Below are 16,095 nucleotides of genomic sequence, written 5' to 3'. Positions count from 1 at the left end.
ATTTAAGCGGAATGGTATAACAGGTTAGCGATCTCTAAAACGGCTTATACCAACCCGCAATAATACTTAATCATTTTGAGGGATTAAACCTGTCGTTAACTGCGTTAAAAATTTCTCATTTAGAACAACTAAATAACGAAATTTTTGCCTTGTTATCAACGAGGTTTTATTGCCTCAAAATAGACTACTTAATTAAGCTGATTGGTATAATTCTGTGATAAACTGCCAGCAATTCGTTTTTTATTTTGGTTTTTTCTTGTGTCGTCAAATTCGTATTCTTTGTCTTTATTAGCGCATCCTCCTGTTGCCAAAAAACAGCCTCATCCATTAACTACTCATCAACTAACTCGCACCGATAACTATTATTGGATGCGTGATGATGAGCGTGAAAATAAAGATGTATTAGCGCACTTAAACGCCGAAAACGATTATTGCGATGAGCAACTCGCCGATATAAAGCCACTGCGCGAACAATTATTTAATGAACTAAAAGACCGCATTGTAAAAGACGACAACACGGTACCCGTGAAAGATGGCCAATATTGGTATCACTCAGAAGTACGTGGCGACGATGAATATGCACGTCATTATCGCAGTAGCTCAATAGAGGCGCGCGACAAGCACTTGCTGTTAGATGTAAATCAATTAGCTGGCGATTACGAATTTTATGAATTAGGCGAAGTTGCAATTAGCCCTGACGAGCAGCTACTTGCATACTCTGAAGACACTGAAGGTCGTCGTATTTATACCGTGCGTTTTAAAAATATTGCCAGCGGTGAGATGTTTAGTGATTTGCTGGAAAACACCGAAGGCCAAGTGGTGTGGGCTAATGATAATAAAACGGTGTTTTATGTGAAAAAAGACCTGCAAACCTTATTGGGTTTTCAGGTTTACCGCCATGTTTTAGGCACCCCGCAAGCTGATGACGAACTGGTTTATGAAGAGCAAGATAAAAGCTTCTTTATGGGGCTTGGCAAAAGCCGCGATGAAAGCCTGATCATAATTGACCTTGCGACCACAGAAACAAACGATACGTGGGTGCTTGATGCCAATAACCCAGAGGGTGAATTTAGCGCCTTAATGCCACGCGAAGAAGGTCATGAGTTCGATGTCGATAAGCTAGGTGATACCTTTTACATTGTTACCAACTGGCAAGCGAAAAACTTTCGCTTAATGACCGCGACGCAAAGCACCATTGCCGATAAAAATCGTTGGCAGGAGCATACACCACATCGCGAGAACGTATTGTTAGAAGGGGTCGAAATTTTCAATGACTACCTTATCCTCACCGAACGAGAGCTTGGCCAAACACGTTTTGTGGTGGTGGATCAGCAAGCAGGGCGTCTTACTTTAGAGTTTGATGACCCTTGCTATTATGCTGCTATTGCCATGAACCCTGAGCCGAATGTGAGCTCTGCGCGTATTTACTATTCAAGCTTAACGACGCCAGGTTCTTTGTATGATGTTGATTTAAAAACAGGTAACAAAACCTTATTAAAACAACAGCAAGTATTGGGTGATTTTAACCCAGAGCATTATCGCTCAGAACGTTTAATGGTTACTGCAAGAGATGGCGAGCAAGTGCCGGTATCTTTGGTTTATCGTATCGACCAATTTAATAAAGATGGAAGTAATCCGCTGTTGCAATATGGCTATGGCGCGTATGGTATTACCATCGATCCTAGTTTTTCAAGTAGCTCACTAAGCTTGCTTGACCGCGGTTTTGTTTATGCGATTGCACATATTCGTGGTGGTGAAATGCTAGGGCGTCACTGGTATGAGCAAGGTAAAAAGCAATATAAGCAAAATAGCTTTAGCGATTTTATTGATGTTACGCATGCGCTTACTGAGCAAGGCTATGCACACCCAGAGAAAGTATTCGCGTCTGGTGGCAGTGCTGGTGGCTTATTAATGGGCGCTGTGGTTAACCAAGCACCTGAGCTTTATTTAGGTATTGGTTGTCATGTGCCATTTTTGGATGTGCTAACTACTATGCTAGATGAGAGTATTCCACTGACGACCAATGAATACGACGAATGGGGTAATCCAAATGATCCTGCGTTTTATGATGTGATTCAGGCTTACTCACCGTACGATAATATTAAGCCACAGGCTTACCCTAATATTCTTGTTACAACAGGGTTTCATGACTCTCAAGTGCAATACTGGGAGCCAATGAAGTGGGTTGCTAAGCTACGTGAGCTTAAAACCGATGACAACATTTTGGTATTTAAAACCGACATGGATGCAGGTCATGGTGGTGCATCGGGTCGCTTTAAAAGCCTTGAAGAAAAGGCATTAGAAATGGCCTTTTTTATTGCTTTATTATCGAATAAAGGCTTAGATAAATAGGTAAATAAATTTTATAAGCGTAAACTTAAGTTGTATTTCAAAGGGGTAAGCATGTTTAAAGCCCATGGTGATTGGCGTTATTTTGTTGAGCCGCCGGTGATTTATGTGGAAATGAGTGGCAGTTTTAATAAAGAAGCCGTTGCTTCATTTAGTATTGAAGTTGCTCAAGAAATCATGAAGTACCCAGAGTTTTCAATTCAGTATGCTGTGGTTAATTTGGAACAATTTGAATTAGCAACTGCCGATAGTATTGAAACTGCTAAGGTTTACTTTCAGGCTGTCAAAGCACGAGGCTACAAACGCGTTGATTACATCAAAGCGAATATCATTGCCCGCAATTTATTAGAAACAGTTTGGTCTGGTGTCGAAATGGATATTAACTTTCACCAAGACGCTGAAAGCTTTTTTCAAATAAGACCCGAGTACGATAATTTAAGAAAGTGGTTAAAATAATACCTTCTGAATATAAAAAAAGCCCTCAAGAGAGGGCTTTTCCGTGTCAATTCTGAATATTAACCTAGGTAAGCTTTTAACATCCAAACAAGTTTCTCTTGTTCTTTAATGTAGTCGCCCATTAATGATGCTGTACCTTCGTCATCTGCATCACCAGCTTGTGCTAAGATTTCACGCTGCATTTGAATAAGCGTGCTGTAACCTGCTAAAAGGTTTTCTACTGCAGCAGTGCCTTCAGTGATATTTTTAGCTTCACTGATCTTACTTGCTTCAATGTATTCAGAGAATGCATGTACCGGTGTACCACCTAACGTTAAAATACGCTCTGCAATCTCGTCTACTTTCTCAAGTAGTAAGTTATAAATTTCTTCAAATTTAAGGTGTAATTCAAAAAAGTTACGACCTTTGATATTCCAATGAAAGCCGCGTGCGTTCATATATTGAATTTGGTAGCAGCTTAGTAAAGAGTTTAGTGAATTTACGATATCTTCACTTTTTGCGCTGTTTAAACCAATTGCATTTACCTGTGACATAGATTGCTCCTTAAAAAAACCGTTAAGTGTTTACTTGCTAGTGCTTGGTGTTAAGTATTAGCCATCTTGGTTAATCTGTAAAATGGTTTAATTCGAACACAGTGATAGGTTTTACCTATCAAAGGTTGGTGTTGTCCATTTATGCACTATCAATATAACTTTGAATTACTTTTAATAGACTTGGGGCAACTGAGCAAAAAATCTACCTTATTTTACGAATATTTTAAAATTAGGCAGAAAGTATGATCTAAAACAAGGTTTGCACCTGCTGAGAAACACGCTGATTTAGAACTTGATTTAGGTCAAAAAAACAACGAACCAGAAGCGCATAATGACTTTACCGCATTTAACCAGGAGAAGAAAAATGGACGGTAAAACAGTTAAAGAAAACAAAGCTGAAATAGTCGTTGTCGTGATCGCATTACTTGCATTTGTTATCGGTTTGGTAGGTCATCTAGCAGGTGCTAGCTTCGCAAACTTTGATACCTTTGGCTATATTGCAGCACCTGTACCATTGATCTTAGGGATCATTGTTTTAATCTCATATAAAGTGGCTGCAAGTGCTGAAGATTAAAGTATCACTCACTTTGATTTATAAGCTTAATGATGTAATCCATCACTTGGCGTGAGTAGATCATACTGGTGTGACTCAAATGAAACACCTTATGTTCTGCCATGCCATTGAGCTTGGTTTCATCTATCAAAACTGTACCATCAGAGACACTGCCTTTAGCAATCAGTGGCATTAGCCCTATGGGTAAGTCACCAGCAATACTATAAAGCTTGGCATTAAACGGCCAATTGCCATTCTCAGATAATAGAAACTCCACGCTATTTTTTAACAGCATTTCAAAGCCCTTCAGCTGCATTTGTTTGGCAATATGGCTGCCTTTATGCGGGGTGCCTAAGGTGATCACCTTTTCGACATGGCGGCTTTGAAGAGAATTGGCCTCTAAGTAAGCGCGAGCAACCAAGCCGCCCATTGAGTGGCAAACTAAGGCGGTAGGTTTACCACCAATAAAGCGATCAATCTTATCGAAAATCGCCGCTCTATCGGGAGAGAGCGTGTTATAGGTCAAATTGAGTATTTTTAGTCCTGACTTTTCAAGACGCGCGCACAGTGGGCGCATCACAAAGCCTGACATATATAGTCCGTGTAATACTACAACTTGCCTAATAGCCATCGCATTCCTTACATTAACTGTTGCGGTTTAATTTCGATATTTGCTGTGTCTGAGCTAACCCATACTTCACCGTCTTGAATGGTAATAGTGAGCTTAATATTACGATCAGCTAAGTCGGCTAATGCCTGAGTCGCAGCATAATCGAGACTAAAAATACTTAAGTTTTTAAAATCATACAACTTAGGTTGATGTTTTTGCCACCAAATCGCTTGGTTATTTTCACCATAGGTATATAAAACAACTTGCTTCGACTTATTGCAGGCTTTTTTCAGGCGTTTTTCATCAGGTAAACCAAGCTCAACCCATAATTCAATTTCTTCGCTATAGTTAATGTGCCAAAGCTCAGGTTCATCATCGGCGCATAAGCCTTTAGTAAACTCTAAGCCTTCACGGGCATTTAGTGCAAAAGCCAACAAGCGGATCATCAAGCGTTGTTCGGTTTCTGATGGGTGTTGTGCCAGAGTTAAATTGAAATCTTGATAAATGTGGCGATCCATATCGCTTAACGATAATTGCGCTTTAATAATGGTTGATTTAAGAGCCATAACTGCTTACTTGAAAAAATTTGCGTCATTATAGCGCAATTCGTTGCCGAGCCAGTTAAAATACCGTGAAATTATCTTGTAGGAGTTAAAAATGGCCATCCAGTGGTTCCCGGGTCACATGAACAAAGCCCGAAACGAAATTAAAGAAATCATGCCACAGATGGATGTGATCATTGAGGTACTTGATGCCCGTATTCCTTACAGTAGTGAAAACCCAATGGTTACTGCGCTGCGTGGCGACAAGCCGGTGATCAAAATCATGAACAAGGCGGACTTGGCTGATCCTAAGTTAACGCAAGCTTGGAAAGACTACTTTGAGCAGCAAAGTGGTGTGAAAGCGATTGATTTTGGTAATGATAAAGCGGGTGAAGTGCACCGTATTAATGAGCTTTGTAAAAAGTTAGTGCCGCATAAAGTAGGCGCTGATAAACAAATTAAAGCCATGATCATGGGTATTCCAAACGTTGGTAAATCAACTCTTATTAATACCTTGGCCGGCCGTATCGTGGCAAAAACAGGTAATGAACCTGCGGTAACCAAAGCGCAGCAACGTATTAAGCTTGACGATGGCATTATGCTTTACGACACGCCAGGTATGTTATGGCCTAAAGTAGAGAACGAAAACTCTGGTTATCGTTTAGGGGCAACTGGTGCAATTCGTGATACCGCTATCGACTACGAAGAAGTGGCAAGTTACACCGCTGAATATTTACTGCATGCATACCCAGAGCTTTTAAAAAGCCGCTATAAAATTGATGAGCTACCAGAGTCTGACTGGGAGTTTGTTGAAATGGCAGGTAAAAAGCGTGGTTGTATCCGCGGTGGTAATCAAATCGATACTTACAAAATGTCTGAAATTCTTATCAACGAATTACGCGATGGCATTATTGGTCGTATTACCATGGAAACACCGGCCATGCGTGAAGAAGAAGAGCAAATGGTTGCACAGCTTCGCGCTGCTGCAGAGGCGAAAAAAGCCGCTAAAGAAGAAGAGAAAAAACAACGCCGTGCACGTGCACGTAAGAACCGTCGATAAAGTTAACGCATTAACTTTTAGACATAAAAAAAGCCCTGCAAGGGCTTTTTTAGTTTCATATCTACCGTCACCGATATGAGCAATGTAGCAAGTAAAATAAGTAGGGTCGCTTATATGTCGCCAATATCAAGGGGCGTTGCGATTAGCAACATATAAGCTAAAGCTTTAACGTGGCGACACGCGTTTCTGGGGAGAAACAAATTCAATCTCAACAAGTCATCATACTTCGCTTGGCTTGTTGAGATTAATTATCAATTAGGTTTGTGATGCTGTCAATACTTTTTTGAAAATAATTCTCATTTAGTTTTATTGCAGGTTTTGTACGAATTTCAGACATAAAAAAAGCCCTGTAAGGGCTTTTTGAGTTTCATATCTACCGTCACCGATATGAGCAATGTAGCAAGTAAAATAGTAGGGCGATCACCTGTTGCCAATATCAAGGGGCGTTGCGATTAGCAACAGGCGATCTTAGCTTTATCGTGGGCCACACGTGTTTCAGGGTCGAGAAACAAATCAGTTTATTCCGAACAAGTACTTTATCGTCTTGTTGATAGTGATTATCAATTAGATTTACATGTCTGTCAACACTCAATTGAAAATAATTCTCATTTCTTTGTGTTTGTTTTTTAAACTTCCGTAATACAATGCATTAGCACTAAAGTTAGGCTGTAAATTACGTGCAATAAAAACTATGCTGGGGCTATAACAATTAAAATAATCACATGCGATGTTCTCAATTTGGTCAATAAGCCTTCTTGCAATTGTATACCTGGCAATTTTATTTGCGGTTGCAGGCTGGGCTGATAAAAGAAAAGTATTGCCTTTTAAAGGCTTAACCTATGGTTTATCACTTGGGGTGTATTGCACCTCTTGGGCGTTCTTTGGCACCACAGCACAAGCTGCATACAACGGTTGGTGGTTGGCTCCGACCTATGCAGGCACTATCTTGTTATTCATTTTTGGCTGGCAAGTCTATTGCCGCATAGCGCATATTTGTCGGCAGCAAAAAATAACCTCAATGGCAGATTTTATTGCGACCCGATATGGTCAATCGTCGAGTTTGTCTGGGCTCATTTCATTGATTTCAGTGATTGCCATTGTGCCCTATATCTCTTTACAGCTAAGTGCAACTGCACAAAGTATCAACTTACTTACCGACCGTGCTGCCACACAAAGCCATGAAGTATGGGCCGACAGTACTTTTTACATCACGATTGTATTGGCACTGTTTGCTATTTTATTCGGCGCGAGGCGGTTAAAGCCCAGCGAACATAATCCTGGTTTGATTGCCAGTATAGCCTTTGAATCTGTGGTTAAATTATTGGCGTTTTTAGCGGTGGGTTTGTATGTGTGCTTTGCTTTATTCGACAGCCCTGTGGCACTGTTTGAAAAAGCGCATGACCTAAATATTGATCAGCAAGTGGCTGCCACACAAAGTCCAACCTATGTGTATGTTGCTCATACTTTGCTTGGTATTTTGGCGACCTTATGTTTGCCAAGACAATTCCACATGAGCTTTATCGAAAAAAATAACGATAAAGAGCTGGCCTCGGCGCGTTGGCTATTTCCGATTTACCTCTTACTTATTAACCTGTTTATTCTACCGATTGCATACGCCGGATTAATTTACTTTCAAGGTCAAAAAGTCGGCTACGACACCTTTGTATTGGCTTTACCTATGGCAGCTGATGATGCCTTTGTGGCGTTATTAGCCTTTTTAGGTGGCTTTTCAGCGGCAACAAGTATGGTAATAGTGTCATCAATTGTGCTTTCAGTGATGATCACTAATGACTTTATTAACCAATTTATTTTACGCCGCTCGCAACTTACATCGAGCAGTCGCGGGCTTGATAAAAATAACCTATTACATGCACGTAAAATCGTTATCGTATTGATTTTATTGCTAAGCTATTTCACTCACCGAGTGCTGGGCGAAAGTACAACCCTTGCCAATGTGGGTTTGATGTCGTTCACCTTAGTCGCGCAATTTTCGCCAGCCATGATTATAGGCTTATGGTGGCGACAAGCATCGTGTCGCGGTGCGCAATTAGGGATTTTAAGCGGTTTTATTATTTGGGGTTATACACTTTTACTACCGAATATCGCCGGAGGTTTAGGAAGCGATAGTTTATGGCTTGTAAATGGACCTTGGGGAATAAGCTGGTTAGCGCCAACCGACTTATTCTCATTAGGCATGGAAAGCATTAGCCAAGCTTTATTGCTATCGCTAGGTGCGAACTGTTTAGTGTATTTCTTAGTACCGTTATTTAGTCGAGCAACCTTAGCTGAACGCTTGCAGAGCAATAAGTTTGTGTCGCAGCTTAGTGATTCTCGAGTGAGTAATCATCTACAGCCTTTGAGTTACCATGATCTAGGTGCACTATTGCAACGATTTGCCGAAAAAGAAGCGGCACAGTCTTTGGTAAATCATTACTTTCCGGATGATAAAAGTAAGTGGAAACGTCCTGCCAATGTTGAGTTAGAACTATTAGTTGAGCGTGAGATGTCTGCGGTGATCGGCGGCGCATCGGCACGGCTTATTTTAGATGTGGCTAAGAATGAGCAGCGCCAGCCTCTAGAGCAGGTTGCTGAGTTTGTTGACGAAGCAAGCCAAGTGCTTAAATTTAATCGTGACTTACTGCAATCAACAATCGAAAATATTCAACAAGGGATCAGTGTAGTTGATAGTGAGCTGCGCTTGGTAGCTTGGAACCAAGGCTACAAAAACATGTTCGCCTACCCAGATGATGCGCTTTACATAGGCCGCCCGGTTGCCGACATTATTCGTTTTAATGCCGAACGCGGTTTATTTAGCGGCGAGAGCATGACCAGCGAAGTTGAAAAACGCTTAGCCTATTTACGCCAAGGCAGCGCTTATAAATACCAGCGCTCGCACAATGATGGTCGCGTGTTTGAAATGCAAGGTAACCCACTGCCAGGTGGCGGCTTTGTAACAACCTATACCGACATCACCGAGTTCGTAAAACAACAAAAAGCGTTAACCGAAGCCAATGTTAGCCTTGAAGAAAAAGTCGCAGCACGCACCTTAGCATTGACTCAAGCAAACCAAGAGTTGTCGATGGCAAAGCAAGTGGCGGAGCAAGCAACGGTCAGTAAAACGCGCTTTTTTGCCGCTGCTAGCCATGATTTACTGCAACCTTTCAATGCTGCGAGCTTGTTTTGTTCTTTAATGAATGAAAAAGCCCAAGACACCGAACTTAAAGAGCTGGCGATGAATATTAAGAATTCATTGGGCAGCGCCGAAGAGTTATTATCGAGTATTTTAGAGTTAACTAAGCTCGATTCGGGCTCGTTTAAAGTACAAATGAGCGAGTTTGCTGCCAGCTCGTTGGTTGAACCATTGCGTAATGACTACGAAGCCCTTGCCCGCGAAAAAGGCTTAAAGTTTATTATTGAAACCTGCGATGTGCGCTTGCATACCGACAAAGCACTGCTGCGACGAGTGCTGCGTAACCTTTTGAGTAATGCGATTCGTTATACTGAGCAAGGTGAAGTGCGCTTAAAAATGCAGTACGACGATGATCATGTATCCTTTATTGTTGAAGACACAGGGATTGGGATTGCATCGAGCGATCAACAAACTATTTTCCAAGAGTTTAAACAGCTTGGTGCAAAGCCAAGCGCCGAGGGGTTAGGCTTAGGGTTGGCAATCACTAAACGTATATGTGACTTACTTAAAATACCCTTAGTGATGGGGTCTGAACTTGGTAAAGGCACGCAATTTACCCTTACCCTGCCTTGTAGAGTGAGTACTGCGCCTGCGCAAGCGAAAGGCGCTGAGGCATCACAAGAAACAGAGCTGGGGCAATTGCGTATTTGGTTGCTTGATAACGACCGCAACGTGTTAGAGGCATTAAAGCAGCTACTCGAAAATTGGGGCTGTGAAATTTCAATAGCCACTAACTTAGCGGAGCTTGAGCAGTTAAAGGCAAGTCAAGCCCTGCCGCAATTGTTGATTATTGATTATCAGCTTGATGATGGAGTAACGGGACTTGAAGTGATTGAGCAAGCGGCACTAACACGCTTACCAGCCATCGTTAATACCGCGAATCATGATGAAGGCATACGCGAGTTAGTGCTCGATGCGGGCTATCCATTGCTTTATAAGCCTCTGAAAGCGCCCGCCTTAAAACGCATGATTAAGCGACTGACTTAATCTGCGTTTTGCTCAGTTGCTAAGGTTGACTCTTTGAGGCGTTGCTTAACCTTGGCAACAAAGCGTCTATCTAGGTCGTCTTCATTGCTTAAGAATAAAAGCATCTCATTACCGTCATGATCAATAACGGTAAGTGAAGATGTTGTTAGAGGACTTTTTGCATAGTCTGCTTTCACTTCTTTTATTTCATTAAAGTAGAGCAGATCTTTTTCAATTACACCTTGTTCATTTTTCCAGTAACTAAAAAGCGTATTTTTCGTCATGCCATTGCCATCATCTCTGAAATCAAAAAATGCATCGCTATAAAAATACTCCACATTTTCATCACTAGGCATAATCTCTTGACGCTTTAAAAAGTTAACCTGATAAGACCAAAGTTTGTCACCTGTAACTATGGTTGAATTAGGCAATAAGTATAATTCAGCAATTAGCCCATAAAGTAGTAAAGGCGTCGCGAATACAGAAATTAGCAGCTGTCTTGCACGCCATTTTGAGTTGTACTCTAACGCATCTTTAGGTTGGTTAAGGTTTTGAATGTAGTTAACAATTGGTAGCCACAATAAAGGAATGATTAAGAATAGCCACATACCATAGTCACCTAGTGAACTTGCTATTTCACATACAATAATCATTAGCCAAATTACAAAAGCAACCGCAGTTGGTAATATTTTATTTTTGTTAAAGGTTTGTTCGCTATGTTTTATAAGTTGAAGAAACAGTGCAAAAAAGAATAAAGGCGCAAAAATACCTCGGGCAATGGGCATCATATGGCTGTTTTGTTGCTGCTTAATAAACTTCCAATTGCGATAACTCCAGTAATTAATAAATATGCCCAAGCTGAATAAACTATAAAGGTAAAATTTACTGTTGCTTACAGGGTAAAACTGCACACCTTCAAATTCTGGACGTTTTCGAACTTCAAAACGCCAAGCCGCGATGAAAAAGATGATTGCCGCTAAGTAACTTAAAATAAAAACGCTATACCAGTTGGTTTCGTCATCTACTGGTGTGGTTGTGGCCCTATTTGTGCCGTATTTAATGATGCCGTAATGGGTCGCGTTATTGAGTTTTTTGCGCTCGCTTAGGTAAAGGTCTATTTGATCGGCTGGAATATGATCCTGCTTAGCACTGTAATCAAAGTATAAGGTCAACACTGAGTCTTTAAATGTTACGCGCTTTTCGAGATGAAAAAATGGGTTGTCGATCGTGACCTGCTCATCATCAAACTGCCAATTAGAGTCCGTAAACGTAACCTTTATGGTTGTTTCGATATTATTTGGGTAACGAAACCACATTGGTGCATTGTTTCGCTCTCGCTGCTCCGGCTTATAAACTGAGTTTTGAATTTCACTGGCGTAAAAGTCGTTTTGAAAATCATTACCCTCAGGTCGCCAAAAGTTATCAATAGTATAGTGCTCATTGGTAATTAGCTGACCGGTGTCCTCTGGGGATTCAACTAGCATAGGTTTGGCAGTTTTTAAGCCTTTGTAGGTATCTTGATAATATTCGCGGTAATCATCTTCTATGCTTTTTAAGCTGTTTTTAGCGATTGAACTGCGGCGGCTAATTGCTTCAAAGTCACCGTATTTATATTGAGTTGAGAAACTAACTGGCTCATCAATACCTTCTGGGATCTGATAATTATCAAAAACCTGTATGCGTTTTAGGGCAGGCTCAGTGAACATATCCGTAAAGCCTGTTTCACCTTGTTTAATTATTAACGCTACATCGTAGTTCGGTTGAGCTAAATTTTCTAAATCGCCGCGTTGATACGAAATGGTCGGATCAAGCCAATATCGTTTACCTTGATGCTCTAAGGTGACAATGACATGGTCAAATAAGCTAGGAGAGACCGGTAAACTAGCAGTACGTTTTCGGTCTTCAGTGTTAACTAAAGCAGGATGAGCCTCTACCCCGAGCGCTTTAAGTAAAGAAATGAGCAAGACGGTTTTGTCTTTACAGTCGCCATAGCGCAGTGCCAGAGTTTCTGATGCTGGAGTAGGCTGGTGTGAGTTGGTGCCCATTTCTAGGCCCAAATAACGTACTTCGTCTTGGCTAAAGCGCAGGGCAGCCACAATTTGAGACTCTAAATCGGCATGTTGAAACTTAATTTGACGAGCAATTGTTTCAATAGCAGGGCTCACTTCGATGGCAGATTGGTACAAAGGTAACGACCAATTGACTACCTCTTGCCAATTATTTACTTCAGAAAAGTACACTTCCTTGTAAGGCGAATACCAATGCGGTACTTCGCTTGCAGAGCTAAGGGTCGGCTCATTGTGTTGGCTAATCTGGTAGTCAAAACCCGTATCTAGCTTGGTTTTAGTAACAGGCGACTCGCCATTTATAAAGTTGATATATAAGGGCGTAGGCTTTTGCCACTGTACCCGCATAAATTGCTGCACTATCGGCACCGACCAGTTCAGTGTGCGCTTGGTGCTGAAGTGTTGATAAACCGGATTACTGCCCGAAACCGTATAGCTGTAATCTAAAATATCCATGACCCGCATATCATCAATAATGACATTTAGGCTTAAGGTGCCATTGTATATACGACTTGCTAAGTCAGTCTCGCGTTGTAACACCTGTAGCTCGGCACTATTTAGTTTATCTATATATTGGCCGTCACGAATAATGCCTAAACTATTGAGCGTAAGAGATTGATAATTTGGGTCAAAATCAATATTCAGCTGGCTAATATAATCAACCCCAGACTGATTGACCGCTTGCATTACAGTACGATTAAAGCGTTGCTGTGGGGCTTGCTCAGATACCTGAAGCTGAGTGTCGAGCATCAGGTAGAAAGTCCCGTCTCGTATTTGGTCTCGAGGAATCTCAGGGGTGAGTAACTTATGTTGTTTTACCCAGTTAGCTGCGGGCGCAACTTGATACTCTTCTGCGGCTGCAAAGCAGCTCACAAAGAATAAAAAAACAGCCAGTAGCTTAAGTTGTAAGTGCATCCATTTCATTGTTATTTTCTAATTACGTTTAGCTTTATATGACAAATTACTGAATTTCGCTGCATGAGCCAAATAAAATTCACTATTTAGGGCTTTTTTAATTTGGCTCATATAAATGCCTAGAAAATGGCGCTGAAGTTTTGCTTTTTATTTAGGTTTATCTAAGCGTGTGAAAGCCACATTTGTAAAATAAGTTAGCAGGGCACAGTAATTATAGCTTGTGTGCCTTGCTGGGGTTTTGAATTTATCGATAACTCAAAACCTTGGTTGCGCACAAGTTCTCGGGTGATCACAAGCCCGATGCCTGTGCCATTTGCTTTGGTTGAGTAAAATGGTACGAACAAGTTATCGGGGTTTTGAATACCACAACCTTGGTCGCTAATTGCAATATTTAAGTTATCACCTTGCCTTGACCAAGTGAGGGTTGGGGCAGAATTGCTGCCTGCTTCAAAGGCATTTTTTATCAAGTTGATCAATGCTTGTTCTAGCTGACCAAAGTCGGCATTAACATGTAACTCTTCGCTGCTATTTATTACTAGTTCAGGAAAGATAGCGTTTAAACGTGTGTTTAGTTGCTCGCTACTGATTGTTTGTTTTTGTGCGGGTGGTAGCTTGGCAAATGCACTGTAACTGGCTACAAAATCAAGCAAGTGTTGAGCGCGTTTTTCTATTACTTGCAGCATATCTTGGGCGAGATCATCGTGACTGCTAATTTGTCCTTGGCGCTTGAGGGTTTGCAATGATTGACTCATTGAATAAATCGGCGTGAGTGAGTTACGTACTTCATGATTCAACACGCGAATTAAACGTTGCCAAACAAGTTGTTCGTTATCGCGAAGCTGTTGCTCAATTGAAAAGAAGGTTAGTAATTCAAAGTTTCTGCCGGTCCGCCAAAAAGTCTGCGATGAGATTTGAAAGCGTTGTTTAAACAGTGAGTCACTGTTTTGTTGCCATTCGCCATCATGCAGTGCAATGCCTAAGTCGCTGGCCGATTTACCTTCAATCTGGCGATGACTAATACTGTTGATAAACGCCTTATTACTAAAGTAAATCAAGCCATGGGGGTCTAGTATAACGATGGGTAAGTCCAGCATGCTGGCAAACTCAAAAACAAACTCTTCTGTTTGCATATAATGGCGTTTGTTCTTGGCTATTTTATTGCTGAGCTTGGCAAAATCTTGCTTAAGCGCTGCGACTCGTCCACTTTGATAAGACGCTAAATGCCAACTATTACTTTCGTCATTTGCCAGTGCATCTAGTTGCAGGCCAAAGCGTTCAACCACATCGGTGATCGCACGGTAGCTTTTAATTAAAGCAAAAGCGCTTATCCCGATAAACGGCAATAATAGGCTGATACTGGCAAACAAATCTAGTTCTAAGCTGAGCGAAAGGGCAATACCAAGTGCTAATAGCACCGCTATAACCATATAAAAATAGCGTCGAACACGCTGCTCTAACGACAACTTGCTACTCATTTAGCGTTCTACTTCTTTTAAATCGAGCTGATGTTTATCAATGCGACGATAAATAGCTGATTTACTTAATCCTAAAAACTCTCCTGCGGCGATAACATTGCCATTAAATTGCAGCAGTGCTTTTTGAATCATCTGTTTTTCAAGCTCTTCAAGGGGCAATAGTGGCAAAGCTTGTTCTGCATTACTATTTGTTTGCTCGCAACTTGGTTGATCTAAAATGAGGTCATTGGCTTGAACATTGTTGTTATCGCTCATGATCACCGCGCGTTCAATGCAGTGACTTAGCTCACGAATATTACCAGGCCAGCTGTAATTTTTTAGCGCGTTTAGGGCATCAGGACTTAGCGCCATATTCGCTCGTTGGTATTTTTTACCATGCACTAACAACAAGTGTTCTGCCAAGGGAGCGATGTCGTCTTTTCTGTCGCGAAGCGGTGGAATGTGTAGTTCAATGGTATTGAGTCTAAATAATAAGTCACGGCGGAATTCACCCTGCTCAATGGTCGTAGCTAATTCACTATTGGTGGCAGAAATAATCCGAACATCCGCGGTTTTGGTTTGGCTTGAGCCTAGCACTTCGAATTCTTTGCTTTCTAGCACACGGAGCATTTTACTTTGCAGCTCAAGGCTTAAAGTCGCAATTTCATCTAAAAATAAAGTACCGCCTTCGGCAATTTCAAAACGCCCTAGGCGGTCTTCTTTGGCATCAGTAAAAGAACCTTTCTTATGGCCAAATAATTCGCTTTCGAATAGCGTTGGCGCAATGGCGCCAACATTCACGCTGACATAGCGTTTATCAGCTCTGAGTGAATGCTGGTGAATATAATGTGCTAATAAGCTTTTGCCAGTGCCATTTTCGCCGGTAATTAAAATGCTGGCATCGGTTTTAGCTGCGCGCTCAGCTTTGGCAAGCAACAGCTGCATGATTTCTGATTGAGCTATGTAATGTGCTTCTGTGTCACTGGTTAGCGCCTTTAAGCACGCGTTGTCGTGATTACTTTGCTTGAGCTTGAGTTGTTGTTGCACAACGGCGGTTAAGCGTAAGTTATTCCATGGCTTTTCAACAAAGTCGACAGCCCCTAATTGCATGGCTTTAACAGCGACATCAATGCTGGCCCATGCGGTCATGACAATGACAGGTATGGTCGAACCTAATTGATTTAGTTGCTTTAAAAAGCGTAACCCTTCTTCACCTGAGGTCGTGTCGAGCTTGTAGTTCATATCAAGCAAAATCAGGCTAATGTGCTCCGATTTTAATAATTCAAGGGCATGTTCAGGGCCTTCGGCCTCAAGGCAATGTAAGCCCAGTTGTTGTAATGCAACAGTAGCAGCCAGACGCACATCAGCTTGATCGTCTATGACTAAGATTTTGTCCATGAT

The 16,095-nt window shown here is 41.5% G+C and carries 11 protein-coding genes; 5 read left to right on the top strand and 6 right to left on the bottom strand.

Translation table 11 applies throughout. From position 1 onward, the window contains the following. Positions 1-258 precede the first annotated feature (258 nt). Entirely contained in the window at positions 259-2,352 is a 2,094-nt protein-coding gene (locus CWC02_RS12410; RefSeq protein WP_138618526.1) for a S9 family peptidase, read from the top strand. A 51-nt stretch (positions 2,353-2,403) separates the two neighbouring features. After that, positions 2,404-2,805, top strand: coding sequence for a hypothetical protein (locus CWC02_RS12405; protein ID WP_054552309.1), 402 nt, complete (start codon positions 2,404-2,406; stop codon positions 2,803-2,805). Positions 2,806-2,864: 59 nt separating this feature from the next. Here CWC02_RS12405 and CWC02_RS12400 read toward each other — a convergent pair whose 3' ends face one another. After that, on the bottom strand, positions 2,865-3,338 hold the full coding sequence (locus CWC02_RS12400; RefSeq protein WP_054552310.1) for a Dps family protein: 474 nt from the start codon (positions 3,336-3,338) through the stop codon (positions 2,865-2,867). Positions 3,339-3,702: 364 nt separating this feature from the next. On the opposite strand from CWC02_RS12400, the gene CWC02_RS12395 reads away from it, so the two are divergent. Further along, the gene (locus tag CWC02_RS12395; protein ID WP_054552311.1) at positions 3,703-3,912 is read left to right on the top strand and encodes a hypothetical protein; all 210 of its coding nucleotides are present in this window, start codon (positions 3,703-3,705) and stop codon (positions 3,910-3,912) included. Positions 3,913-3,916: 4 nt separating this feature from the next. On the opposite strand, the gene CWC02_RS12390 is transcribed toward CWC02_RS12395, so the two are convergent. Further along, on the bottom strand, positions 3,917-4,522 hold the full coding sequence (locus CWC02_RS12390) for a PGAP1-like alpha/beta domain-containing protein (protein WP_138599097.1): 606 nt from the start codon (positions 4,520-4,522) through the stop codon (positions 3,917-3,919). A gap of 8 nt (positions 4,523-4,530) precedes the next feature. After that, positions 4,531-5,067: a YaeQ family protein gene (locus CWC02_RS12385; protein WP_054552313.1), complete on the bottom strand. Its 537-nt coding sequence runs from the start codon at positions 5,065-5,067 to the stop codon at positions 4,531-4,533. 91 nt (positions 5,068-5,158) lie between these two features. Here CWC02_RS12385 and ylqF point away from each other — a divergent pair, with 91 nt between their 5' ends. After that, entirely contained in the window at positions 5,159-6,103 is a 945-nt protein-coding gene (gene ylqF / locus CWC02_RS12380; RefSeq protein WP_054552314.1) for a ribosome biogenesis GTPase YlqF, read from the top strand. Positions 6,104-6,830: 727 nt separating this feature from the next. Further along, positions 6,831-10,280: a PAS domain-containing hybrid sensor histidine kinase/response regulator gene (locus CWC02_RS12375; RefSeq protein ID WP_138599096.1), complete on the top strand. Its 3,450-nt coding sequence runs from the start codon at positions 6,831-6,833 to the stop codon at positions 10,278-10,280. On the opposite strand, the gene CWC02_RS12370 is transcribed toward CWC02_RS12375, so the two are convergent. The 3 genes from CWC02_RS12370 to CWC02_RS12360 all read right to left on the bottom strand — a co-directional run bounded on the left by CWC02_RS12370 (position 10,277) and on the right by CWC02_RS12360 (position 16,092). Beyond that, a complete protein-coding gene (locus CWC02_RS12370) occupies positions 10,277-13,249 on the bottom strand; it encodes a DUF3857 domain-containing transglutaminase family protein (protein WP_138599095.1) in 2,973 nt (990 codons plus the stop codon). The two genes, CWC02_RS12375 and CWC02_RS12370, sit on opposite strands and share 4 nt — an antisense overlap. 185 nt (positions 13,250-13,434) lie before the next feature. Beyond that, positions 13,435-14,715, bottom strand: a complete 1,281-nt coding sequence (locus CWC02_RS12365; RefSeq protein ID WP_138599094.1) for a sensor histidine kinase — start codon at positions 14,713-14,715, stop codon at positions 13,435-13,437. Beyond that, positions 14,716-16,092 (bottom strand): sigma-54-dependent transcriptional regulator, encoded by a 1,377-nt coding sequence (locus tag CWC02_RS12360; protein WP_138599093.1) that lies wholly within the window; start codon positions 16,090-16,092, stop codon positions 14,716-14,718. It abuts the gene before it with no gap. Positions 16,093-16,095: the final 3 nt, after the last annotated feature.

Source organism: Pseudoalteromonas sp. S2721 (assembly GCF_005887425.1).
Taxonomy (GTDB): domain Bacteria; phylum Pseudomonadota; class Gammaproteobacteria; order Enterobacterales; family Alteromonadaceae; genus Pseudoalteromonas; species Pseudoalteromonas simplex.
Note: the sequence above shows the minus strand (reverse complement) of the source record. Positions and strands in the feature narration are given on the sequence as shown.

What these genes read in the sequence shown, in the direction of transcription:
- CWC02_RS12360 (WP_138599093.1), bottom strand. Translation starts at nt 16,092, where the DNA reads ATGGACAAAATCTTAGTCATAGACGATCAAGCTGATGTGCGTCTGGCT.
- CWC02_RS12390 (WP_138599097.1), bottom strand. Translation starts at nt 4,522, where the DNA reads ATGGCTATTAGGCAAGTTGTAGTATTACACGGACTATATATGTCAGGC.
- CWC02_RS12375 (WP_138599096.1), top strand. Translation starts at nt 6,831, where the DNA reads ATGTTCTCAATTTGGTCAATAAGCCTTCTTGCAATTGTATACCTGGCA.
- CWC02_RS12370 (WP_138599095.1), bottom strand. Translation starts at nt 13,249, where the DNA reads ATGAAATGGATGCACTTACAACTTAAGCTACTGGCTGTTTTTTTATTC.
- CWC02_RS12400 (WP_054552310.1), bottom strand. Translation starts at nt 3,338, where the DNA reads ATGTCACAGGTAAATGCAATTGGTTTAAACAGCGCAAAAAGTGAAGAT.
- CWC02_RS12385 (WP_054552313.1), bottom strand. Translation starts at nt 5,067, where the DNA reads ATGGCTCTTAAATCAACCATTATTAAAGCGCAATTATCGTTAAGCGAT.
- ylqF (WP_054552314.1), top strand. Translation starts at nt 5,159, where the DNA reads ATGGCCATCCAGTGGTTCCCGGGTCACATGAACAAAGCCCGAAACGAA.
- CWC02_RS12405 (WP_054552309.1), top strand. Translation starts at nt 2,404, where the DNA reads ATGTTTAAAGCCCATGGTGATTGGCGTTATTTTGTTGAGCCGCCGGTG.
- CWC02_RS12395 (WP_054552311.1), top strand. Translation starts at nt 3,703, where the DNA reads ATGGACGGTAAAACAGTTAAAGAAAACAAAGCTGAAATAGTCGTTGTC.
- CWC02_RS12365 (WP_138599094.1), bottom strand. Translation starts at nt 14,715, where the DNA reads ATGAGTAGCAAGTTGTCGTTAGAGCAGCGTGTTCGACGCTATTTTTAT.